This is a genomic window from Gordonia sp. J1A, from assembly GCF_055393515.1.
In genome coordinates, this window is record NZ_AP041607.1 from 548898 (window position 1) to 572041 (window position 23144).

Below are 23144 nucleotides of genomic sequence, written 5' to 3' on the forward strand. Positions count from 1 at the left end.
TACGCGTCCGGCGATAAGCTGTGTGCGTGAGTGATCGCTACTTGGTTACTGGTGGGGCACGGCTGGCGGGAGAGGTGACGGTTGGGGGAGCCAAGAACAGCGTTCTGAAGCTCATGGCGGCGGCACTGCTCGCGGAGGGCCGCACAGTTCTGACCAATGCGCCCGAGATCGCCGACGTCCCGCTGATGGCGGACGTGCTGCGCGGACTCGGCGCCGAGGTGATGATCGACGGCGACGTGGTGGTGATCGACGTGCCCGCCGAGCCCGAGTACCACGCGGACTTCGACGCGGTGAAGCAGTTCCGCGCCTCGGTCTGTGTGCTGGGCCCGCTGATGGCCCGGCGACGCCGGGCGGTGGTGGCCCTGCCGGGCGGTGACGCCATCGGTTCCCGGCCGCTCGACATGCACCAGGCCGGACTGCGCGCGCTGGGGGCACAGAGTGCGATCGAGCACGGCTGCGTGGTCGCCGAGGCCGAGGAACTCACCGGTGCGGCGGTCGCGCTGGAGTTCCCCTCGGTGGGAGCCACCGAGAACATCCTGATGGCGGCCGTGCTCGCCGAGGGCGTCACGACCATCGACAACGCCGCTCGCGAACCGGAGATCGTCGACCTCTGTGAGATGTTGATCCAGATGGGCGCCCGAATCGACGGCGTCGGCTCGCCCACGCTCACTGTCACCGGCGTGCGGTCGCTGAGCCCGACCCGCCACCACGTGGTCGGCGACCGGATCGTCGCCGGAACCTGGGGAGTGGCTGCGGCGATGACCCGCGGCGACATCCGGGTGCGCGGCGTGGACCCTGATCATCTCCGACTCGTGCTGAAGAAGCTCGAAGACGCGGGGTCCACGGTGGAGCGGTTCGACGACGGTTTCCGCGTGGTGCAGGCAGGCCGGCCGGTGGCGGTGAACACCGCGACGCTGCCGTATCCGGGCTACCCGACCGACATGCAGCCGATGGCGATCGGGCTGGCGGCCGTCTCCGAGGGCATGTCGATGATCACCGAGAACGTCTTCGAGGCGCGCTTCCGGTTCGTCGAGGAGATGGTGCGGCTCGGCGCCGACGCCCGCACCGACGGGCACCACGCGGTGATCCGCGGTGTCGAGACGCTTTCGAGCGCGCCGGTGTGGTCGTCCGACATCCGTGCCGGCGTCGGTCTGGTGCTGGCGGGTCTGGTCGCCGACGGCGTCACCGAGGTGCACGACGTGGAGCACATCGACCGCGGGTACCCGAACTTCGAAGAGCAGCTGAGCGCGCTCGGCGGCAAGATCGAGCGCGTCTCCGGCTGAACGCCCCTTCGTCGTTCGCCCTCCTTCAACGCAGAACCTGTCCGAACGGCCAGGTGCGTCTCCCATCCGCTCGGGCTGATCCTCTCGGCGCCGGGTCAGGGCCCCTTGTCGCCATGATGTGACGGGGAACACGCTGGTGGGGACCGTTTCGGCAACGGGGTGCACCGCATCCCGGACAGAAGGAGTTGACCAGCCCATGGCAATCGAGCTGAATCAGATCTGGGACTTCCCGATCAAGGAGTTCCACCCGTTCCCGAAGGCGAAGCTCGGCGTCGGCGCGCACGACATGCTCGGTGTCGAAGCCAAGGAACTCGGCATGACCCGCGTGCTGTTGATGACGACCGGCCTGCGCGGTTCCGGGATCATCGAGGAGCTGACCGGGAAGATCGAGTACCAGGGCGTCGACGTGGTCCTGTTCGACGAGGTGCAGTCGAACCCGAAGGACACCAACGCGATGGACGCCGCGGCTCGCTACCAGTCGGAGAAGTGCGACGGGATCATCTCGGTCGGCGGCGGCTCGAGCCACGATGCGGCGAAGGGCGCGCGAATGGTGATCGCGCACGACGGCCGCAACATCAACGAGTTCGAAGGCTTCTCCAAGGCCACCAATAAGGAGAACCCGAAGCACATCGCGGTCTCGACCACCGCGGGCACGGGTTCGGAGACGTCGTGGGCGTACGTCATCACCGACACCTCCGACATGGACAAGCCGCACAAGTGGGTGGCCTTCGACGACACCTGCCTGGTGGATCTGGCGATGGACGATCCGTTGCTCTACTACTCGTGCCCGCAGGAGTTCACCGCGTACTGCGGTTTCGACGTCCTCGCACACGCCAGTGAGCCGTACGTCTCGCGACTGGACTTCGCGCCCTCGCTGGGGAACGCCAAGTACTCGATCGAGCTGATCGCGAAACACCTGCCCACCGCCGTCTACGACCCCCACAACCTGGAGGCACGGACCGGCATGATGCACGCCCAGTACATCGCGGCCCAGGCGTTCAACTCGGGCGGTCTCGGCCAGATCCACTCGATGTCGCATGCGGTCAGCGCGTACTTCGACCTGCATCACGGACTGAACAACGCGATCGCGTTGCCGCGCGTGTGGGAGTACAACCTGCCGGCGCGGTACGAGCGATTCGCCGAGATCGCGCCGCTGATGGGCGTCGACACCCGCAACATGACGACGGTGCAGGCGGCCGACGCCGCGGTCGAGGCCGCGATCCGGCTGTCGAAGGACCTCGGCATTCCCGACAACTTCGGCTCGGTGCACCCCGACACCTACCAGAAGAACCGGATGAACACGGGCAAGTACGAAGGCCGCGGCTCGTCGATCGACACCTCCGACGAGATAATCCGCACCATCTCCGAGCACATGATGGAGGACTGGTGCACGCCGGCCAATCCGCGCGAATGCACGGTCGAGTCGCAGATTCCGATGATCCGCCACGCGATGACCGGAAGCTACTGATCGCGACGGTCGAGCAGGACGAGGAGATACGTGCCGTGATGGAGATGACGAAGACGAGGAAGCCTGTGCCTGCCGAACCGCGGGACGGCGAACCGATCGCGCAGTTCGAGACGGTCGACGACCTGACCGCGTCGCTGGAGGCGCAGGGTTATCTGATCGAGCCGGACCTCGCGGTGGTGCTGCACCTCGCGACCCTGCTCGACCGTCCGTTGCTGCTGGAGGGCCCGGCCGGCGTCGGGAAGACGGAGCTGGCGAAGGCCCTCGCCGCGGCGTCGGGCCGGGAACTCATCAGGCTCCAGTGCTACGAGGGCCTCGACGACGCGCGGGCGCTGTACGAGTGGGACTACGCACGCCAACTGCTGCACGTGCAGATGCTCCGTGACCGCATCAGCGACGAACTGGCGGCCCACGAGACGCTCTCGGCCGCGTCGTCGGCGCTCGCGCGAACCGACGTCGGCGTGTACACCGAGGACTTCCTGGTGCCGCGTCCGCTCCTCGCGGCCATCATGTCCACGGCGCCGACGGTGCTCTTGGTCGACGAGATCGACCGCACGGACGAGGCGATGGAGGCGGTGATGCTGGAGGTGCTCGCCGAACGCCAGGTGACCGTTCCCGAACTCGGCACCTTCGTCGCGCGGTCGGCGCCGTGGGTGATCCTCACCTCCAACGACACCCGGGAGCTCTCGCCCGCGCTCAAGCGGCGGTGTCTGCACTTCCAGGTGTCGTACCCGACGGCCGAGCGGGAGCAGCGCATCGTGGCGGTGCGGGCGCCCGGGGTGCCCGAGGCGGTGGTCGCCGACGTCGTCGATCTGGCGCGCCGGCTCCGCGAACTCCCGCTCCGCAAGAGTCCGTCGATCGCCGAGGTGATCGACGCGGCGCGGGCCGCGGCACTCCTGGGTGATCGGCGAGCCGGTGACGGCGACCCGGCGTTGATGTCGTTGCTGGTGAAGTTCGGCACCGACCTCGACCAGGTGCGACGGCTCCTCGCGTCCGATCTCGGATCGGGTGCGAAGGCCGGATCGGGGACGGCGGGTTCGGGCGTGACGGGTTCGGGGACCGCCACCGCCTTCGGTGCCGGCCGGGCCCGGTCCGGTGCCGGAGCGCGGCGATGACCGTGCTCGACGGTCTCGCCGTGGCCTTCGGCCACACGCTGCGAGCCCACGGCCTCCCGGCGTCGCCCGCGGAGGTGATCGAGATCCGGCGTGTGATGGACATCGTCGGAGCGGCCGACCTCGATCGCCTCCGGACGGGGCTCCGGTGCGCCAGCGTGAAGTACTCGCACGAGCAGCCGATGTTCGAGCGTGCGTTCGCGACCTACTTCGGTCTCGGCCGGCCCGAGGAGACGGCCGCCGATCGGCCGAAGGTGCGGACCGTCGTCAACGATCTGCCCGACGACGTCGCCTGGGACGAGGACTTCACCGGCGCCGGACGGATGATCGGTGCCGACGAGCACACCGAGGAGATCGGCGATCTGATGATCGACGATCCCGATGCCGCCGAACGGACGGGCGAGAGCTCACACCGCGAGGACGACGATTTCTCGGTCTCGTCCGGCACCGAGGAACTCCAGGTCGCAACCGAATCGGACAACGTGAGCAGCGGCGCCACGTACACGATAGACGTGGACCACGCCGCTGCCGCGGACGTCGGAGAACTGGTCGCGAGCACCGCGCGCGTCCAGGGCGGAGCGCTGTCGCTGGCCGACGCGGCCAGTCTGCTGCGCGCCCTCGGCGCGGGTGACGGCCGGACGGCGTACGAGCAGGACGGCCCGTGCGACCAGGTCGCCGGGCTCGGCGCCGAACGGCGCGAGGCGCTGGAGGAAGCCCTCGCGCGGTTCGTCGACGCACTGTCGGAGCGGATCGAGACGGTGGCGGCCGATCCGGCCGGGACTGCCGTCGAACACCGCGACCAGGCCGATCTCGATCGGGCCTGTCATCGGCTGGTCCAGCGGATGCGAGGAGCTCCGAGACGGGTTCCCCGACTCGCCGACACCGGCCGTCTGGACATGCGGGCCACCATGCGCGCGGCGATCGCGACCGACGGGATTCCCGTCGACCTGTGGCGACGCCGGACCGTGCCCGGGCCGGTGCGACTGTTGGTGATCGTGGACGTCTCCCTATCGGTGCGCCCGGTCGCCGGCTTCATCCTGCGGCTCGCTCAGACCCTGCACCGCTTCGGCGATCGATGCGAGGTGATGGCCTTCGTCGACGATCCGGTGCTCGTGACGCCGGCTCTGCGGGCCGCCGACACCGACGACGCTCTGGCGGCAGTCCTGGCCGCCGACGGTCTCGACCTCGCCGCGACGAGCGACTACGGACGCACCTGGGCCGCCGTGCTCGACCGCTTCGGCGACCTGCTCTCCCGGCGGACCAGCGTGCTGGTGGTCGGGGACGGACGGAGCAACGCCTTCGATCCCCGGGTGGACCTCTTCGCCGAGATCGCGCGCCGCGCTTACCGAGTGGCCTGGCTGACGCCGGAACCCTCCCGATACTGGAACCAAACCGGTTGTGCGCTAGGCGATTACGCCGAACACTGTGCCGGTGTCGTGAGCGCGCGCGACGGTGAAGAGATCCTCACCCGGTGCGATGAACTCGGCGCGGCGCTGCGCTGAGCGGGGTAGCGTCACCGGCGAACAGGAGGTGATCGGTGACCGGTGACCGGACGCCGCGGCGCGCCACCACCAGCGTCGCGAAGTTTCACACGCCGGAGATCGTGCTCGGCCCCGGATCGTTCCCGGAGGCCGCCGTGGCCGTCGCCGGGCTCGGGGTCCGCCGGCCGCTGGTGGTCTCCGACCGCCGCCTTGAGGCCGCGCCCTGGTACGGCGCACTGCTCGACGACCTCCGCGCCCAGGGTCTGAGTCCGGCGTCGTATCTGGACGTGACGCCGAACCCTCGGGCGGGCGAGGTGGCCGACGGCTTCGCCGCGTATCGCACACACGGTGCCGACGGCCTCATCGCCCTCGGAGGGGGATCGGTGATCGACACGGCCAAGGGCGTCGCCGTGCTCGCGTCCAACGGCGGGGTGATCCTCGAGTACGAGGGCATCGACCGTGCGGTGCGGCCGCTGCCGCCGCTGGTCGCGGTACCGACCACGGCCGGCAGCGGGGCCGACGTCTCTCAGTTCTGCATCATCAACGATCCCGAGCGGCGGACCAAGGTCACCATCATCGGGCGCACGTTGGTGCCGAATGTGACGGTGATCGATCCGACGCTGCTCACCACGGCACCGCCGGAAGTGACCGCGCAGGCGGGGATGGACACGCTCACCCATTGCGTCGAGGCGTACGTGTCCCTGGCTCACGGCAGGCTCACGGACTCGCTCGCGCTCGAGTCGCTCAGCGGAGTGTGGAATAACCTGGAACGGCTGGTCGACGACCCGCGCGACGCCGGAGCCGGCGAGGAGATGGCGCTGGCGTCGCTGCGGGCCGGTATGGCGTTCACCAACGCGATCCTCGGCGCCGCCCACGCCATGAGCCACCCGGTCGGCGGATACTGCGACGCCCCGCACGGCACCATCAATTCCGTCCTGCTGCCGCACGTCATCCGCTACAACGCCGTGGTGTGCGCGGACGACTTCGTGCAACTCGCCGACGCCGTCGGGCTGGCGACGTCGGGAGACCCGCGGGCCGTGGCCGACCGGCTGGCCGACGCCGTCGCACGGCTCGCGGCGCGGGTCGGCATGCCCGACACGCTGTCGCCCCTCGGTGTGCGGTCCGGTGACCTGGATCTGCTCACCTCACACGCTCTGGCGGATTCGTGCATGATCACCAACCCGCGGCGGCCGGAGGAGGCCGCGATCCTCGACCTGTACCGGCAGGCGATGTGACCGTGCCCGAGAAGGAACCGGATCTCGCCAGCCTCGTCGGCCTGCGCACCGTCAAAGCCGGGCACTACGCGCAGTTCCGGGGCACGGCGGCGCGCCTGAGCCGGGTGATGACCGCGTTGGAGGGGATCTCGAAGGCGCTGGTGCAGACCGCCGAGGGGCCCGAGGCACTGGTGGTCGCGGTGGTGGAGACGGTACGAGACCATCTCGGCGCCGACTGGGTGCTGTTCGCGCTGGCCGACGGTCAGTTGGGCAAGACCACCCCGCGGCACCTGATCGCGTCGGGGGACGGGCGGATCATGGCCTTCGAGGGCGTCCGGATCGCGACCGAGCCGACGGATCTGCCCGATCAGGTGCTCAACCGGCTCAACGACGTCCTGCGCGGCGAACGCGATGTCCTTCACGGCCCGATCGTCTCCGAGCACCACATCCATGTGCCGGTCGAATTGGACGGGCGAGTGGTGGGCGGACTGTCGGCGTGGACGCCCTCCGACCGCGACGTCGACCCGGCCGATCTCATGGTTCTACGCATCCTCGCCGGTCAGGCAACCGTGGCGATGGTCAATGCCGCGCTGTTCGCGGAGACCGACCGTCGGGCTGAGGAACTCGCGGAGCGGAACTCGGAACTGCTCCGGACCCAGCGCGAGCTGTCCGCGGCCCAGCGCACAGCGCTCTTGGGCGGCGAGCGGGCGCGCATCGCGCGGGAGCTGCACGACTCGGTCGGTCAGTCGGTTCTCTCGGCCGGGCTGCAGATGGAACTGTGCCGCCCGTCGGTGTCGGGTCCGGCCGCCGACCACGTCGACAAGGCGGTCCGGCTCACTCGCGACGCGATGGAGCAGTTGCGGAACGCGATCTACACGCTCGCCGATGCGCGGACACCGGCGCCCAGCATCGCCGAGACCCTCGATGAACTGTGCGCCCTGCACATGCCTGCCGACACACAGACGTCAGTGACCGTCCGTGGGCGGCCGCGCGAGCTCTCCGGCAACCTCCAGCACGCCGTGCTGCGGATCGCGGGGGAGTCCTTGTTCAATGCCGCCGTGCACTCCGAGGCCGAACGGGTGAACGTCACCTTCGGCTACACCGATGAGCGGGTGACGCTGTGGGTGGACGACGACGGGGTCGGAGATCCCGACGACCTGCGTTCGGTTCTGCGGGCAGCACTGGCCGGAGACCGGGCGGCCGGCCGTCATCGGGGATTGGCGAACATGGCGTCTCGGGCCGAAGAACTCGGCGGGACTCTGCGTATCCGCAGGTCGCGGCTCGGTGGCGTGCGGATCGCCGCCGTGTTGCCGCTCGTTCCGCCGGGTTACGGCGACTCGGCGGAGGAGGAGATCTGATGGGCGCACCGATACGGACGGTCCTGATCGATGATCACGCGTTGCTGCGCGAAGGCCTGCGGTCGTTGCTGGAGCGGGACGACGACGTGGTGGTGGTCGGCGAAGCCGGAACCTTCGACGCCGCGCTGGCCGAGATCGCGCACTGTGCGCCCGATGTGGTCGTGGTGGACCTCAAGCTCACGGCGGGTACCGAATACGAGGGTCTGCGCCTGATCCGGGAGATAGCCAAGCGGAATCCCGGGGTCGCGACTCTGGTGCTCACCACGTTCCTCGACGACGATCTGGTGGTGCGGGCCGTCCGCGCCGGCGCCAAGGGGTACGTGGTCAAGGACGTCGACACCACCGAACTGATCCGCGCCATCCGCACCGTCTCGACGGGCGGAAGCGCCTTCGACCCGCGCAGTGCCGCGATCGTGCTCCGCACCGTGTCCGGCGAGCACGAGGCGCCGGCGGATCTCACCGACCGCGAACGCGAGGTGCTCAAGCTGCTGGCGGACGGAAAGTCGAACGCCGACATCGGCAGAACGCTGTTCATCTCGGAATCGACGGTGAAGTTCCACATCCGCAATGTGATCCGGAAGCTCGGGGTCTCGAAGCGCACGGACGCGGTGTACGTCGCGAGCAAGCGCGGACTGATCTGATCGCCGACCCGGGCGGTGAGTGACGGCGGTCTTCGTCTACAGGTCGATGACGAGCCAGCCACCGTGGTCGGCGAAGATCGTCGTGCGGTGCTCACCGACCGCCTGCGCCCACTGCCGGAGGTCGGCCTCGCGGAGCAGTTCGAGGTGGCCGAAGTGGGGACACACTTCATCCTCGTACGGCACCGCGACCACCACGCGACTCCGCGCGACCCGGCAACATTCGGCGATCGCGGTGCAGACATCGTCTGCGGGGAGGTGCTCCAGAAGATGCAGTATCGTCACTGTGTCGAAACTGTCATCAGTGAAAGGCAGGCGGCGAACATCGCCCGGGACGGTCGTCACCGGGAGATTCAGGCTCGACGAGGCGCTCCCGAGGAGGTCCAGGGCGCCCTGGCAGATGTCGGTGGCCGTCACCGCGAATCCGTCGCCGGCGCACTGCAGGGCGAAGAAGCCGAAGCACGAGCCCACCTCGAGGACGGATTCGCCGACGAGAAGGCCGCGCGCGCGGCGATGGATCGGACTGAACGGCACTGAGCCATCACGGAGTTCCCGGACTGAGTTGCGATAGAAGGCGACCCAGGCCTCGTCCGAATCGGCCGCGCACCCGGTGATGAGTTCGACCGCCGCGGCCTCGAACTCCTCCTGGCCGGCGATCGCGCCGGCCGACACCAGCGCAGTGAGTTCGCCGACAACCACCGAATCGCTGATGTCGCGTGGACCGTAGGGGTGCGCCAGCTCGAGCAGATCGCCGGATCGTCGCCACCTCAGCCGACCGGATCCTCGGAAACCGGCGAGTGCCGAGCGGCCGGACACGGTCTCGACGACCAAGCCACGTGTCGGCGCAGATAGAGCGGCTGGGAGTGCGGTGGCGGTGCTCATTCTCCGACGCTAAGACGGTGGCGCCCTCGGGGTAACTGACCCAACGGTCGTGGGAGCTGACCGAAAGTACAGGTCTGCGACCGTCGACCTGCGGAAACCGCCGAATGTTCACTCTCGCGACCTGGCGATTTGACCTTCCGGGCCGCGCTGCGTAACTTATTGCAGGTCAGCGCGTCGGTGCTGGCGAGCGAAATGTCCTTCCGGTCGGTGAGTTGATCTTGCCGGGGTGGTGGGGGTAGAGTAGCGGTCCTGCGTCTGGCGGACTTCCCGTTCTTCTTCGGAGTTCGAGAATGTCGCGGTTGCAGGGAAGATTCCAGTCTGGTAGGCTGGAAAGGTCGCCTCGGAGACGGGGTGGCGGATAATTGCAGATGTCTGCTGGTGTTCGGCCCTTGTTTGTGGGGGTTGGTTCTGGTGGGTGTGTGTTCTTTGAGAACTCGATAGTGTGTTTTGGATTTCTTGTGCCACTATTTTTTTGTTTTGTGGCGTGGGAGATTTTTGGACAGATTGTGCTTGCCGGCCCTTTTGGGGGGTTGGTGAGTGTTTTGGATGAATTTTTTACCATGTCAGTTTTTTGGATTTGGTCAGGTTCTGTTTTCTGGCTTTGTGTTGAAATCTTGTGGTTTCTGCATTTTTTGTTGGAGAGTTTGATCCTGGCTCAGGACGAACGCTGGCGGCGTGCTTAACACATGCAAGTCGAACGGAAAGGCCCAGCTTGCTGGGTACTCGAGTGGCGAACGGGTGAGTAACACGTGGGTGATCTGCCCTGGACTCTGGGATAAGCCTGGGAAACTGGGTCTAATACCGGATAGGACCACTGATTGCATGGTTGGTGGTGGAAAGCTTTTGCGGTTCAGGATGGGCCCGCGGCCTATCAGCTTGTTGGTGGGGTAATGGCCTACCAAGGCGACGACGGGTAGCCGACCTGAGAGGGTGATCGGCCACACTGGGACTGAGACACGGCCCAGACTCCTACGGGAGGCAGCAGTGGGGAATATTGCACAATGGGCGCAAGCCTGATGCAGCGACGCCGCGTGAGGGATGACGGCCTTCGGGTTGTAAACCTCTTTCGCTAGGGACGAAGCGTAAGTGACGGTACCTGGAGAAGAAGCACCGGCCAACTACGTGCCAGCAGCCGCGGTAATACGTAGGGTGCGAGCGTTGTCCGGAATTACTGGGCGTAAAGAGCTCGTAGGCGGTTTGTCGCGTCGTCTGTGAAATTCTGCAACTCAATTGCAGGCGTGCAGGCGATACGGGCAGACTTGAGTACTACAGGGGAGACTGGAATTCCTGGTGTAGCGGTGAAATGCGCAGATATCAGGAGGAACACCGGTGGCGAAGGCGGGTCTCTGGGTAGTAACTGACGCTGAGGAGCGAAAGCGTGGGGAGCGAACAGGATTAGATACCCTGGTAGTCCACGCCGTAAACGGTGGGTACTAGGTGTGGGGCTCATTTCACGAGTTCCGTGCCGTAGCTAACGCATTAAGTACCCCGCCTGGGGAGTACGGCCGCAAGGCTAAAACTCAAAGGAATTGACGGGGGCCCGCACAAGCGGCGGAGCATGTGGATTAATTCGATGCAACGCGAAGAACCTTACCTGGGTTTGACATACACCAGAAAGCCGTAGAGATACGGCCCCCCTTGTGGTTGGTGTACAGGTGGTGCATGGCTGTCGTCAGCTCGTGTCGTGAGATGTTGGGTTAAGTCCCGCAACGAGCGCAACCCTTGTCCTGTATTGCCAGCGGGTTATGCCGGGGACTTGCAGGAGACTGCCGGGGTCAACTCGGAGGAAGGTGGGGATGACGTCAAGTCATCATGCCCCTTATGTCCAGGGCTTCACACATGCTACAATGGCGCGTACAGAGGGCTGCGAGACCGTGAGGTGGAGCGAATCCCTTAAAGCGCGTCTCAGTTCGGATTGGGGTCTGCAACTCGACCCCATGAAGTCGGAGTCGCTAGTAATCGCAGATCAGCAACGCTGCGGTGAATACGTTCCCGGGCCTTGTACACACCGCCCGTCACGTCATGAAAGTCGGTAACACCCGAAGCCGGTGGCCTAACCCTTGTGGAGGGAGCTGTCGAAGGTGGGATCGGCGATTGGGACGAAGTCGTAACAAGGTAGCCGTACCGGAAGGTGCGGCTGGATCACCTCCTTTCTAAGGAGCAAACAACACGTCGATGCTGGTGCCGAATGTGTATCGGGTCGGTGTTTGTTCATGGGTGAAACACAAGAATCCATCATTTGTTTGTCGGTGGCCTGCGAGATGCGGGCGGGCCGGCGGGTGGTCGACCGTGAGTGATTGCGGTTGTGGACGAAGCACACTATCGGGGTTCTGAGGGAACACGCGTTCTGCGCGGGTTGTCTTGGTGCTCACTGTTTTCCGCCCCGAGTGTGGGGTGTTGGGGGTGGTGGGTGTGTGTTGTTTGAGAAGTGCATAGTGGATGCGAGCATCTAGCCCAGCGAGTTCCTTGGTGTTCTTGTTGGGTTGTGTGTTCTGCAATTTCGATTCTGGTTTGTGCGATCGCGTGTTGTGATCGTTGATTTTTGTTTGTTGTCCGCATTCGCGTCTCGGGCACTGTTGTGGTGTGTGGGGTGTGTTTGTGGGTGTTGTTGTAAGTGTTTGAGGGCGTTCGGTGGATGCCTTGGTACCAGGAGCCGATGAAGGACGTGGTAGGCCGCGATAGTCCTCGGGGAGTTGTCAAACGAGCTGTGATCCGAGGGTGTCCGAATGGGGAAACCCAGCACCAGTGATGTGGTGTTACCCACTCGTGAATGTATAGCGGGTGTGGAGGGAACGTGGGGAAGTGAAACATCTCAGTACCCACAGGAAGAGAAAACAAGTGTGATTCCGTGAGTAGTGGCGAGCGAAAGCGGAGGAGGCTAAACCATGCGTATGTGATACTCGGCAGGGGTTGTGCGTGTGGGGTTGTGGGGTGATCGTTCATCGTGCTGCCGTGCGGTGGGTCAGTGATAAATCGACATGTTAGGTGAAGTGGCCTGGAATGGTCTGCCGTAGTGGGTGAGAGTCCCGTAGCTGAAAGCGTGTTGACTGGCTTCGATTGTTCCCAAGTAGCAGCGGGCTCGTGGAATCTGCTGTGAATCTGCCGGGACCACCCGGTAAGCCTAAATACTTTCTGGTGACCGATAGCGGACTAGTACCGTGAGGGAAAGGTGAAAAGTACCCCGGGAGGGGAGTGAAATAGTACCTGAAACCGGACGCTTACAATCCGTCAGAGCCTGCGCACCTTTCGGGGTGGTGGGTGATGGCGTGCCTTTTGAAGAATGAGCCTGCGAGTTAGTGCTCAGTGGCGAGGTTAACCCGTGTGGGGTAGCCGTAGCGAAAGCGAGTCTGAATAGGGCGTGTTGAGTCGCTGGGTCTAGACCCGAAGCGGAGTGATCTACCCATGGCCAGGGTGAAGCAGCTGTAAGAGGTTGTGGAGGCCCGAACCCACTTCAGTTGAAAATGGAGGGGATGAGTTGTGGGTAGGGGTGAAAGGCCAATCAAACTCCGTGATAGCTGGTTCTCCCCGAAATGCATTTAGGTGCAGCGTTGCGTGTTTCTTACTGGAGGTAGAGCTACTGGATGGCCGATGGGCCCTATCAGGTTACTGACGTCAGCCAAACTCCGAATGCCGGTAAGTGAGAGCGTGGCAGTGAGACTGCGGGGGATAAGCTTCGTAGTCGAGAGGGAAACAGCCCAGATCGCCGGCTAAGGCCCCTAAGCGTGTACTAAGTGGAAAAGGATGTGGGGTCGCTGAGACAACCAGGAGGTTGGCTTAGAAGCAGCCACCCTTGAAAGAGTGCGTAATAGCTCACTGGTCAAGTGATTCTGCGCCGACAATTTAGCGGGGCTCAAGTACACCGCCGAAGCCGCGGCACTCACACATTTCATCCATGCCTGCCTGCGGGTGGGTGTGTAGTGGTGTGGGTGGGTAGGGGAGCGTCCTGCATCCGTGGAAGCAGCGGAGTGATCCAGTTGTGGAGGGTGTGGGAGTGAGAATGCAGGCATGAGTAGCGAAAGACAAGTGAGAAACTTGTCCGCCGGATGACCAAGGGTTCCTGGGCCAGGTTAATCCGCCCAGGGTGAGTCGGGACCTAAGGCGAGGCCGACAGGCGTAGTCGATGGACAACGGGTTGATATTCCCGTACCCGTGTATCCGCGCCCAGTGATGAATCATCTGTACTAACCATCCAAAAGCTGTCGTTGATTTCTTCGGATTTCTCTGATGGTGGCTGCGTGGGACCTTGGGTGTAGTAGTCAAGCGATGGGGTGACGCAGGAAGGTAGCCGGGCCAACTGGTGGAATAGTTGGTGTAAGCCTGTAGGGTGAGACATAGGCAAATCCGTGTCTTTTTGAGCCTGAGAGGTGATGCGTAGCCGTTGTGGTGAATTCGGTGATCCTATGCTGTCGAGAAAAGCCTCTAGTGAGTTGGTACACGGCCCGTACCCCAAACCGACACAGGTGGTCAGGTAGAGAATACTAAGGCGATCGAGTGAACTGTGGTTAAGGAACTCGGCAAATTGCCCCCGTAACTTCGGGAGAAGGGGGACCACGACCGGTGATCACTTTTTCGGTGTGAGCTGGTGGTGGTCGCAGAGACCAGAGAGAAGCGACTGTTTACTAAAAACACAGGTCCGTGCGAAGTCGTAAGACGATGTATACGGACTGACGCCTGCCCGGTGCTGGAAGGTTAAGAGGACCGGTTAATCATCTTTCGGGGTGGTGAAGCTGAGAATTTAAGCCCCAGTAAACGGCGGTGGTAACTATAACCATCCTAAGGTAGCGAAATTCCTTGTCGGGTAAGTTCCGACCTGCACGAATGGCGTAACGACTTCTCTGCTGTCTCAACCACAGGCTCGGCGAAATTGCAGTACGAGTAAAGATGCTCGTTACGCGCGGCAGGACGAAAAGACCCCGGGACCTTCACTATAGCTTGGTATTGGTGTTCGGTGCGGTTTGTGTAGGATAGGTGGGAGACTGTGAAGCCGGCACGCTAGTGTGGGTGGAGTCGTTGTTGAAATACCACTCTGATCGTATTGGGCTTCTAACCTCGGACCCTGATCGGGTTCAGGGACAGTGCCTGGTGGGTAGTTTAACTGGGGCGGTTGCCTCCTAAAGTGTAACGGAGGCGCCCAAAGGTTCCCTCAGCCTGGATGGCAATCAGGTGTTGAGTGTAAGTGCACAAGGGAGCTTGACTGTGAGACGTACATGTCGAGCAGGGACGAAAGTCGGGACTAGTGATCCGGCACCGGCATGTGGAAGCGGTGTCGCTCAACGGATAAAAGGTACCCCGGGGATAACAGGCTGATCTTCCCCAAGAGTCCATATCGACGGGATGGTTTGGCACCTCGATGTCGGCTCGTCGCATCCTGGGGCTGGAGTAGGTCCCAAGGGTTGGGCTGTTCGCCCATTAAAGCGGCACGCGAGCTGGGTTTAGAACGTCGTGAGACAGTTCGGTCTCTATCCGCCGCGCGCGTGTAGAAACTTGAGGAAACCTGTCCCTAGTACGAGAGGACCGGGACGGACGAACCTCTGGTGTGCCAGTTGTTCCGCCAGGAGCACTGCTGGTTAGCTACGTTCGGAAGGGATAACCGCTGAAAGCATCTAAGCGGGAAGCCTGTTCCAAGATGAGGTTTCTCACCCACCTTCGGGTGGGGTAAGGCCCCCTACAGATGATGGGGTTGATAGGCCGGAACTGTACGCACAGTAATGTGTTCAGGTGACCGGTACTAATCGGCCGAGGACTTACCAACAACACTCACCAACAATTCTTTTCGGATTCAACGAATCACGACGGATGGGTTGTGTGGGTCGGTTTCGGTGATTGTTACACGCACACAGAATGTTTGCTCGTTCATCCACTATGTACTTCTGAAACAACACACACACCACGATCTGGTTATAGATTGTGGTGTGGATGGTTTCATATTGTTACGGCGGCTATAGCGGTGGGGAAACGCCCGGTCCCATTCCGAACCCGGAAGCTAAGCCCACCTGCGCCGATGGTACTGCACTGTAATGGGTGTGGGAGAGTAGGACACCGCCGAACACAACTTGTTGGGCCCCGATCAGACACCGTCTGATCGGGGCTCAACCCATTTCCCGGGACGTGCCCCCCGGCGAGTGCCGTCTGGATACGGCGCGCCTGACAGACCGCGAACGCACCCGCTTCAGACTGGCTTCAGGCTGGTTGAGCGAGCGAAGCGAGTCGAAACCACCACACGACGGCAGAGTCGTCTCGATACGGCGTGCTCGCTACGCTCACCCGCCTACTCGACAAACCTCGAGGGGCCGTCTTTTCCAGTCCGGTCGAGCGCGCACCCCCTTCAGGCTGGTTGAGCGAGCGAAGCGAGTCGAAACCACCACACGACGGGAGAGTGGTCTCGATACGGCGTGCTCGCTACGCTCACCCGCCTACTCGACAAACCTCCGGGGGAGCCGGCGATTCCAGGCCGGCTGAGCGCGCACCCCTCTTAGGCTGGTTGAGCGAGCGAAGCGAGTCGAAACCACCACACGACGGGCAGAGTGGTCTCGATACGCCGTGCTCGCTACGCTCGCTCGCCTACTCGACAAACCTCGGGCGACGTTCTTTCCGGGTTGGTTGAGCGCGCACCCCTCTTTGGCTTGTTGAGCGAGCGAAGCGAGTCGAAACCACGACACGGCAGGAGAGTGGTCTCGATACGGCGTGCTCGCTACGCTCGCTCGCCTACTCGACAAACCTCGGGCGACGTTCTTTCCAGGTTGGTTGAGCGCGCACCCCTCTTAGGCTGGTTGAGCGAGCGGAGCGAGTCGAAACCACCGCACGGGGGTGCACATTGGTCTCGATACGCCTACTCGACGAACCTCGGGACGAGGGGCAGGTTGAGCGAGCGGAGGGTGTCGAAACGGCTCGTGACTCGATACGGCTCGGCAAGGCTGTTCGGGTGCGTCGGGGGTCTCCACTACACTCGCTGAGGTGCGTCTTGTGATTGCCGATTGCCAGGTCGACTATGTTGGTCGGCTCACCGCCCATCTGCCGATGTCGAAGCGGCTGATCTTGATCAAGTCCGACGGGTCGGTCAGCATTCACGCCGACGACCGAGCCTACAAGCCGTTGAACTGGATGAGCCCGCCGTGCTGGCTCGTCGAGGAGCCGGCGGCAGACGGATCCGACGGTATCGACTCGGTCTGGGTGGTCGAGAACAAGGCGGGGGAGCAGCTGCGGATCAGCATCGCGGCATTCCATCACGACAGCAGCCACGAACTCGGGCTCGACCCGGGACTGGTGAAGGACGGTGTGGAGGCACACCTCCAGGAACTGCTGGCCGAGCACATCGAGACGCTCGGTGCCGGCTACACGCTCATCCGTCGCGAGTACATGACCGCGATCGGGCCGGTGGACATCCTCTGCCGAGACGCGGATGGCCACACCGTCGCTGTGGAGATCAAGCGACGCGGCGAGATCGACGGTGTGGAGCAGCTGACGCGGTATCTGGATCTGCTCAACCGCGATGCGACGATCGCACCGGTCAGCGGAGTGTTCGCGGCACAGGCGATCAAGCCTCAGGCCAAGACTCTGGCCAACGATCGGGGGATCCGGTGCGTGACGCTCGACTACGACAAGCTGCGCGGCACCGAGGACAACGAGTTCAAGCTGTTCTGACGGTCAGGCCGTGACCTGATCGCCCTTCGGTGAGTCCTCCTTACGCGCCGGACCGCCGTAGCGCTCGTCACCGTGATCGTCGTCGTATTCCGCGTCGACGGCGTCGAGCACATCGGTCTTCTCGGCCGGCGGGGTGGAGGCGTCGTCCTGCGGGGTGAATCGATCCCTCCCGAGCAGCGTGCGGTTGAGGAGTTCGAGGTCGTCGGTCTCGGTGAGAGAGACCAGATCCCGCTCCTCGTCCGACAGTTCGAGGGCGCCGGGGAGGTTGGTGATGTGCTCGCGGAGAGCGTCGAGGTGGTCGAGGATCTGCTTGTGTGCATCGTGGGCCGATTCCGCCAGCTCACGAGAGCGTGCGAGGCGGTTCATCGCGACGTTGTGCGCGGCCCCGCGCAGGCGTGCGGCGTCCTCCTCGGCGGCGGCGATGATCTCCCGGGCCCGTTCCCGTGCGGCCTCGAGATCCCGCTTGGACTGTGCTTCGCGTTCCCGCGCGGCCTCGTCGATCTCGGCGGCTCGCTCCTCGGCTTCGGTGATCTTCGCGTCGGCGTGCTCCTGCGCGAGTTCCTTGGTCCGGGTGGCGGCCGCTGCCGCGGACGCACGGATGTCCTCGGCCTCCTGGCGGGCGACGGACAGCGTCTCGTCGGCCTCGTCCTTGGCGTTGGCACGGACTTCGCTGGCCTCGTCGGTGGCCAACTGCAGCATGCGGGAGACGCGCTCGGTCATCCCCGCGACCGTCGTCGGCGGGACGGAGAGAGTGTTCACCTCGTCCTGGAGCTCGCGGATGCGGTGTCGGGCGTCGTCGAGATGCGCCTGGAGTTCGTCCGCGCTGGCATGAGCGGAGTCACGATCGGCGGCCATCATGCGCAATTCGGCTTCGAGCCGCCGAAGGTGATCGGTGACCTGGTCGCGGTCGTATCCGCGCATCACGATGGGGAAGGGGCTCTGACGATGTCCAGGGGCTGACATGATGCCAGTCTAGGTCCGATCGGCGTCCGAATTCAGTATCGAATGCGGGGTGTTGCGAGCGAGCTTGCACAGCGCGGGCGGCCGGCACGGGGCCGGCCACCCGCTCGGCGACGAGAATGCGGTCGTGATCAGTGACCGACGGCCGGTTCCACCAGCTCGAGGAGAACCCCGCCCGCGTCCTTCGGATGGACGAAGTTGATGCGCGAGTCGGCGGTTCCGCGCTTGGGCTGCGGGTAGAGCAGTCGCACTCCCGCCGAGGTCAGACGCTTGGCGACCTCGTCCAGGTCGGTGACGCGGACGGCCATCTGCTGCATTCCCGGTCCGTTGCGGTCGATGAACTTGGCGATGGTCGACTCCTCGTTGAGCGGCATGAGGAGCTGGATCAAGGTGTCGCCGTTCTCGGGGCCGATCATCGCTTCGCGGACGCCCTGCTCTTCGTTCACCTCCTCGTGCTGGTTCGCGAAGCCGAAGTTGTCGAGCCACCAGGCGGCCGCGGCGTCGAGATCCGGGACCGCGAGGCCGACATGGTCGATCGCTGTCACGAGATCGCCGATCGAGGTCAGAGGGCCTCCGTTGGTGGTGTTTGTCACGTCGTTCGATGGGGAGTTGGTCATGCCATAACGGTAGCGTTGTTTGCAGACGGGGTCGCCATCGCGGCTGCCCCGAGCAGTACCGCAGCTACGGCGTGTGCCGCCGTGACGACCGCTGCCCCCACCGCCAAGGAGCTGATACATGTCCGACAACACCACAGTGATCGTTTCCGGCGCGCGCACCGCTCAGGGACGCCTGCAGGGATCGCTGAAGAACTTCTCCGCCGTCGATCTCGGCGCGGTCGCGGTTAAGGGCGCGCTCGAGCGCGGCAACGTGGACCCGTCGCATGTCCAGTACGTGATCATGGGACAGGTCCTCACCGCAGGAGCCGGCCAGATGCCGGCCCGGCAGACCGCAGTCAAGGCGGGCATCGGCTGGGACGTCCCGGCGCTCTCGATCAACAAGATGTGCCTGTCGGGAATCGACGCCATCGCGCTCGCCGATCAGCTGATCCGCGCGGGCGAGTTCGACTGCGTGGTCGCCGGCGGCCAGGAGTCGATGACCCAGGCCCCGCATGTGCTGCCCGGCAGTCGCTCGGGATTCAAGTACGGCAACACCGAACTGGTCGACCACATGGCGTTCGACGGACTGCACGACGTCTTCACCGATCAGCCGATGGGTGCGCTGACCGAGCAGGGCAACGACACCGACGGCTTCAGCCGTGAGGAGCAGGACGCCTTCGCCGCGCGCAGCCACCGGCTGGCCGCTGAGGCGATCGCCAAGGGCGTCTTCGCCGACGAGATCGTTCCGGTCGAGATCCCGCAGCGCAAGGGTGACCCGATCCTGTTCAACGAGGACGAGGGTGTGCGCGCCGACACCACCGTGGAGACCCTCGCGGGTCTGCGTCCGGCGTTCCGCAAGGGTGGCACGATCACGGCGGGCAACTCCTCGCAGATCTCCGACGGAGCCGCGGCCGTGGTCGTGATGAGCAAGGCGAAGGCCGAGGAGCTCGGACTCGAATGGATCGCCGAGATCGGCGCCCACGGTGTGGTCGCCGGCCCGGACTCGTCGCTGCAGCAGCAGCCCGCCAACGCGATCGTCAAGGCCTGCGAGCGCGAGGGCATCACCCCCGCCGATCTCGACCTGATCGAGATCAACGAGGCCTTCGCGGCCGTCGGCCTGGCGTCGACCCGCGCGCTGGGCGTCGACCCGGAGAAGGTCAACGTCAACGGCGGCGGAATCGCGCTCGGTCACCCGATCGGTACCTCGGGCGCACGTATCACGCTTCACCTGGCTCTCGAGCTCGCCCGTCGCGGCGGCGGGGTCGGCGTGGCGGCGCTGTGCGGCGCCGGCGGCCAGGGCGATGCGCTCATCGTCCGAGTCCCGAAGGCGTGAGTGGGATGGGCAACGTGTTCGACGTCTCGACCCCGGCCAAGCGTTTCCGGCTGATCGCCGTCATCGAGGCGATCACCTGGGGCCTGCTCTTGATCAGCATGGGGGTCAAGTACGGAGCCGGAATCGATGCGGCGACGATGGTCCCCGGCGCGCTCCATGGTGTGGCGTTCGTCGTCTACCTGATCATCACCGTGCTCACCGCGCGGTCGTTGAAGTGGAACCTCAAGGTTCTGGCGCTGGCACTCGTCGCCTCGATCCCGCCGTTCTTCACGGTGTGGTTCGAGCAGTGGGCCAGTAAGAACGGTCATCTGGGCGAACTGTCCGACTCGACGTTCAGTGAGTCCGCCGATCGTGACACACTGAAGGTGTGACCAGACCTTCTCGACGCAATGAACCGGCGAACGCCGCCATCGCGATGGCGGGTGCCGTAGATCTGTCAGTTCTCAAGGAGCGGGCCGAGGCGCAGCGGGCAGCTGCGTCCCGGCCCGCTTCTGACTCTCGCCCCGGCGCCGTCGTCCTCGATGTGACCGAACTCGACTTCGAGACGGAGATCGTCGAACGCTCCACCCGGCAGCTGGTGGTGGTGGACCTGTGGGCCTCGTGGTCGGAACTGAGCACGCAGCTGTCCCCGGTGCTGGCGCGCCTGGCCGAGGCAGCCGGCGGCCGGTGGGCACTCGCGCGGGTCGATGTCGACACGAACCCGCGGATCGCACAGGCCTTCGGTGCTCAGTCGGTGCCGACGGTGATCGCACTGATCGGCGGTCGGCCGGTCGCGATGTTCGAGGGGCCGCAGCCGGAGGAGCAGATCCGCGGATGGATCGACGAGATCTTCGCGAAGGCCGGACATCTGCTTCCGGAGACCGCGGCGACGGCATCCGACGACGAGCCCGAGCAGGATCCGCGCATGGCGGCCGCCGAGGAGTTGATGAACTCCGGCGACCTCGACGGGGCGCTGGCCGCCTATCGCGCGATCGCCGAACTCGAGCCGGACAACGTCGAGGCGAAGTCCGTGGTCCGCAACCTCGAGTTCGTCACCCGAGCGCAGGCCCACGACCCCGAGATCGTCAACACCGCCGCGCCCGGAGACGTGGACGCTCAGCTCGCCGCAGCCGACGTGCTGCTGCTCGGTCAGCGGCCGGAGGCCGCGTTCGATCGGATCATCGAGCTGGTGAAGGTGACGCGCGACGACGACCGCACCCGGGCGCGCGCCCGGCTCCTCGAGCTGTTCGAGCTCTTCGACCCCGCCGAGCCCTTCGTCACGGCAGCGCGCCGGAAGCTGGCGACAGCGCTGTACTGACACAGCGCTGTACTGACGCCTCCGACCGTCCGCCGGCCACCGGCAGGGTCAGCGGCCCGGTGTGAAGAAGACCGCGGCGGAAGCGGGGAGGGTGATGGCCGCGCTGTAGGGACGGCCGTGGCTCGGCTCGTCGACCGCGACGATCCGGCCCAGGTTGCCCACCCCGTGACCGCCGTACTCCCGCGCGGCGGTGTTGAGGATCTCGCGCCACGGCCCGGCGAGCGGGAAGCCCAGCCGGTAGCCGTGGAGATCGCGGTCGGAGAAGTTGAAGACGCAGGCGACGATGCGGCCCCCGGTGGCCGCCCCGTCGTCGGCCAGCCGCAGGAAGCCGATGACGGTGTTGGCGGTGTCGCGGGCGTCGAGCCAGGCGAAGCCGCGGGCGTCGCAGTCCATTCGGTGCAGCGCCGGCAGTTCGGCGTGCAGGTGGGCCAGGTCGCGGGCCGCGAGCGCGATGCCGCGGTGGACCGAGGCGTTCGACCCGTCCGGATCGAGCAGGTTCCAGTCGAGCCCGCGGTCGTCGGCCCACTCTCGGGTCTGCCCGAACTCCTGCCCCATGAACAGCAGCTTCTTGCCGGGATGGGCCCATTGGAAGGCCAGGGCGAGCCGCACCCCCGCCGCAGCGTCGGCTGAGACTGGCATTCTCGTGACGAGGGTGCCCTTGCCGTGGACCACCTCGTCATGACTGATCGGCAGGACGTAGCGCTCGGCGGTGGCGTGCGTGAGGCCGAACGCGACACGTTCGTGCAGCTCCGCACGCCGCCGCGGCGGGAGCGAGAGGAACGACAGCAGATCGTTCATCCAGCCGAGATTCCACTTGAAGTCGAAGCCCAGCCCGCCGCGGTCGGTGGAGACTGTCACCCCCGGCCACGCCGTCGACTCCTCGGCGATCATCACGGCGCCCGGACACGCCTCGTGGACGGCGTCATTGAGGCGCCGCAGGAAGTCGACGGCCTCGTCGTTCTCGTGTGTCCCGCGCGCATTCGGCCGCCATTGGCCCGGGCCGCGCGAGTAGTCGAGGTACAGCATGGACGCGACCGCGTCGACGCGCAGCCCGTCGAGATGGAACTCCGAGCACCAGTAGACGGCGCTCGCGATCAGGAAGTCGCGGACCTCGGGCCGACCGAGGTTGAACGCGTACGTGCCCCAGTCCGGCTGGTCCCGCCGCAGCGGATCGGCGTGCTCGTAGAGGGGAGTGCCGTCGAACTCGCCGAGCGCGAAGGCGTCCTTGGGGAAGTGCGCCGGGACCCAGTCGAGGAGTACCGCGATCCCTTTCGAGTGCAGGTGGTCGACGAAGAAGCGGAAGTCGTCGGCGGTGCCCCACCGGCTGGAGCAGGCGAAGTACGAGCCGACCTGATAGCCCCACGATCCCCCGTAGGGATGCTCGGTGATCGGCATCAGCTGTACGTGCGTGAAGCCGCGGTCGGCGGCGTACTCAGCCAGCTGGACGGCGGCCTCGCGATAACTCAGGCCCGAGCGCCACGACCCCAGGTGGACCTCGTAGATCGACATCGGCTCGCGCTCGGGGCGCCGGTCGGCGCGCGCGGCCATCCACGTCTCGTCGTTCCAGACGAACGACGACGGACCGGCGATCACCGACGCCGTCTCGGGTGGTCGCTGAGTCGCACGGGCGAGCGGATCGGCCTTGTCGCGTGTCAGTCCGTCGGCTCCGACCACGCGGTACTTGTATGCCATTCCCGGCCGCGCGCCGTCGACCGTGGCGGTCCAGACGCCGTGCGGTCCGCGCTCCATCGGGTGGTCGGTGCCCGCCCATCGGTCGAAGTCGCCGAAGACGGTGACCGATCGCGCATTGGGCGCCCACACGGCGAATTCGGTGTCCGCGACGCGGGGCCGGGCGCCGAGCCGCTGCCACAGCGGGTCCGTCAC

General features: G+C 65.1%; 15 protein-coding genes and 3 rRNA genes. 14 read left to right on the forward strand and 4 right to left on the reverse strand.

Annotated features, from left to right (window positions below; all coding sequences use genetic code 11):
* The first annotated feature begins 26 nt into the window (after positions 1 to 26).
* The 7 genes from murA to ACZ5QD_RS02615 all read left to right on the forward strand — a co-directional run bounded on the left by murA (position 27) and on the right by ACZ5QD_RS02615 (position 8554).
* Positions 27 to 1283, forward strand: coding sequence for a UDP-N-acetylglucosamine 1-carboxyvinyltransferase (gene murA, locus ACZ5QD_RS02585; protein WP_006896394.1), 1257 nt, complete (start codon positions 27 to 29; stop codon positions 1281 to 1283).
* A gap of 196 nt (positions 1284 to 1479) precedes the next feature.
* Complete coding sequence (gene mdo, locus ACZ5QD_RS02590) at positions 1480 to 2751, forward strand: NDMA-dependent methanol dehydrogenase (RefSeq protein WP_375002239.1); 1272 nt, start codon at positions 1480 to 1482, stop codon at positions 2749 to 2751.
* Positions 2752 to 2795: 44 nt separating this feature from the next.
* Entirely contained in the window at positions 2796 to 3863 is a 1068-nt protein-coding gene (locus ACZ5QD_RS02595; RefSeq protein WP_464367091.1) for a MadB family AAA-type ATPase, read from the forward strand.
* Complete coding sequence (gene madC / locus ACZ5QD_RS02600) at positions 3860 to 5362, forward strand: MadC family VWA domain-containing protein (protein WP_006896391.1); 1503 nt, start codon at positions 3860 to 3862, stop codon at positions 5360 to 5362. Before ACZ5QD_RS02595 ends, madC begins: the two co-directional genes overlap by 4 nt.
* A gap of 35 nt (positions 5363 to 5397) precedes the next feature.
* Positions 5398 to 6576 (forward strand): iron-containing alcohol dehydrogenase, encoded by a 1179-nt coding sequence (locus tag ACZ5QD_RS02605; RefSeq protein WP_006896390.1) that lies wholly within the window; start codon positions 5398 to 5400, stop codon positions 6574 to 6576.
* 2 nt (positions 6577 to 6578) lie between these two features.
* Positions 6579 to 7913 (forward strand): MadS family sensor histidine kinase, encoded by a 1335-nt coding sequence (locus ACZ5QD_RS02610; RefSeq protein WP_006896389.1) that lies wholly within the window; start codon positions 6579 to 6581, stop codon positions 7911 to 7913.
* A complete protein-coding gene (locus ACZ5QD_RS02615; protein WP_006896388.1) occupies positions 7913 to 8554 on the forward strand; it encodes a MadR family response regulator transcription factor in 642 nt (213 codons plus the stop codon). The genes ACZ5QD_RS02610 and ACZ5QD_RS02615 overlap by 1 nt, the downstream gene beginning before the upstream one ends.
* A 36-nt stretch (positions 8555 to 8590) precedes the next feature.
* Here ACZ5QD_RS02615 and mftM read toward each other — a convergent pair whose 3' ends face one another.
* Complete coding sequence (gene mftM / locus ACZ5QD_RS02620) at positions 8591 to 9433, reverse strand: mycofactocin oligosaccharide methyltransferase MftM (protein ID WP_039867425.1); 843 nt, start codon at positions 9431 to 9433, stop codon at positions 8591 to 8593.
* Positions 9434 to 10065: 632 nt separating this feature from the next.
* Between mftM and ACZ5QD_RS02625 the strand changes: the two genes are divergently transcribed.
* The 4 genes from ACZ5QD_RS02625 (at position 10066) to nucS (ending at position 17074) form a co-directional block, all read left to right on the forward strand.
* Positions 10066 to 11586, forward strand: a 16S ribosomal RNA gene (locus ACZ5QD_RS02625).
* 455 nt (positions 11587 to 12041) lie between these two features.
* Positions 12042 to 15185: ribosomal RNA gene (locus ACZ5QD_RS02630) — 23S ribosomal RNA — on the forward strand.
* 179 nt (positions 15186 to 15364) lie between these two features.
* Positions 15365 to 15481 (forward strand): 5S ribosomal RNA (rrf, locus tag ACZ5QD_RS02635).
* The 16S, 23S and 5S rRNA genes sit together here, the layout of an rRNA operon.
* 906 nt (positions 15482 to 16387) lie before the next feature.
* Positions 16388 to 17074, forward strand: a complete 687-nt coding sequence (nucS, locus tag ACZ5QD_RS02640; protein WP_039868169.1) for an endonuclease NucS — start codon at positions 16388 to 16390, stop codon at positions 17072 to 17074.
* Positions 17075 to 17077: 3 nt separating this feature from the next.
* Here nucS and ACZ5QD_RS02645 read toward each other — a convergent pair whose 3' ends face one another.
* Both ACZ5QD_RS02645 and mce read right to left on the reverse strand, forming a co-directional pair.
* Positions 17078 to 18037 carry a coiled-coil domain-containing protein gene (locus ACZ5QD_RS02645; protein WP_006898212.1) on the reverse strand — a complete coding sequence of 320 codons (960 nt, stop codon included), beginning with the start codon at positions 18035 to 18037 and terminating at the stop codon, positions 17078 to 17080.
* 128 nt (positions 18038 to 18165) lie between these two features.
* On the reverse strand, positions 18166 to 18651 hold the full coding sequence (mce, locus tag ACZ5QD_RS02650) for a methylmalonyl-CoA epimerase (protein ID WP_039868171.1): 486 nt from the start codon (positions 18649 to 18651) through the stop codon (positions 18166 to 18168).
* 118 nt (positions 18652 to 18769) lie between these two features.
* Here mce and ACZ5QD_RS02655 point away from each other — a divergent pair, with 118 nt between their 5' ends.
* The 3 genes from ACZ5QD_RS02655 to ACZ5QD_RS02665 are packed head-to-tail and all read left to right on the forward strand — an operon-like array spanning position 18770 to position 21260.
* Entirely contained in the window at positions 18770 to 19963 is a 1194-nt protein-coding gene (locus ACZ5QD_RS02655) for an acetyl-CoA C-acetyltransferase (RefSeq protein WP_006898214.1), read from the forward strand.
* Between the two features lie 5 nt (positions 19964 to 19968).
* A complete protein-coding gene (locus ACZ5QD_RS02660) occupies positions 19969 to 20334 on the forward strand; it encodes a DUF3817 domain-containing protein (protein WP_006898215.1) in 366 nt (121 codons plus the stop codon).
* A gap of 44 nt (positions 20335 to 20378) precedes the next feature.
* Positions 20379 to 21260: a tetratricopeptide repeat protein gene (locus ACZ5QD_RS02665; RefSeq protein WP_346077657.1), complete on the forward strand. Its 882-nt coding sequence runs from the start codon at positions 20379 to 20381 to the stop codon at positions 21258 to 21260.
* A gap of 48 nt (positions 21261 to 21308) precedes the next feature.
* Here ACZ5QD_RS02665 and glgB read toward each other — a convergent pair whose 3' ends face one another.
* Positions 21309 to 23144 (reverse strand): 1,4-alpha-glucan branching protein GlgB, encoded by a 1836-nt coding sequence (gene glgB, locus ACZ5QD_RS02670; protein WP_278126871.1) that lies wholly within the window; start codon positions 23142 to 23144, stop codon positions 21309 to 21311.

Bases quoted from the DNA above. Each gene is read 5' to 3' on its own strand.
- mdo (WP_375002239.1), top strand. From the start codon at position 1,480: ATGGCAATCGAGCTGAATCAGATCTGGGACTTCCCGATCAAGGAGTTC.
- ACZ5QD_RS02595 (WP_464367091.1), top strand. From the start codon at position 2,796: ATGACGAAGACGAGGAAGCCTGTGCCTGCCGAACCGCGGGACGGCGAA.
- madC (WP_006896391.1), top strand. From the start codon at position 3,860: ATGACCGTGCTCGACGGTCTCGCCGTGGCCTTCGGCCACACGCTGCGA.
- ACZ5QD_RS02615 (WP_006896388.1), top strand. From the start codon at position 7,913: ATGGGCGCACCGATACGGACGGTCCTGATCGATGATCACGCGTTGCTG.
- mftM (WP_039867425.1), bottom strand. From the start codon at position 9,433: ATGAGCACCGCCACCGCACTCCCAGCCGCTCTATCTGCGCCGACACGT.
- ACZ5QD_RS02645 (WP_006898212.1), bottom strand. From the start codon at position 18,037: ATGTCAGCCCCTGGACATCGTCAGAGCCCCTTCCCCATCGTGATGCGC.
- mce (WP_039868171.1), bottom strand. From the start codon at position 18,651: ATGACCAACTCCCCATCGAACGACGTGACAAACACCACCAACGGAGGC.
- ACZ5QD_RS02655 (WP_006898214.1), top strand. From the start codon at position 18,770: ATGTCCGACAACACCACAGTGATCGTTTCCGGCGCGCGCACCGCTCAG.
- ACZ5QD_RS02660 (WP_006898215.1), top strand. From the start codon at position 19,969: ATGGGCAACGTGTTCGACGTCTCGACCCCGGCCAAGCGTTTCCGGCTG.
- ACZ5QD_RS02665 (WP_346077657.1), top strand. From the start codon at position 20,379: ATGGCGGGTGCCGTAGATCTGTCAGTTCTCAAGGAGCGGGCCGAGGCG.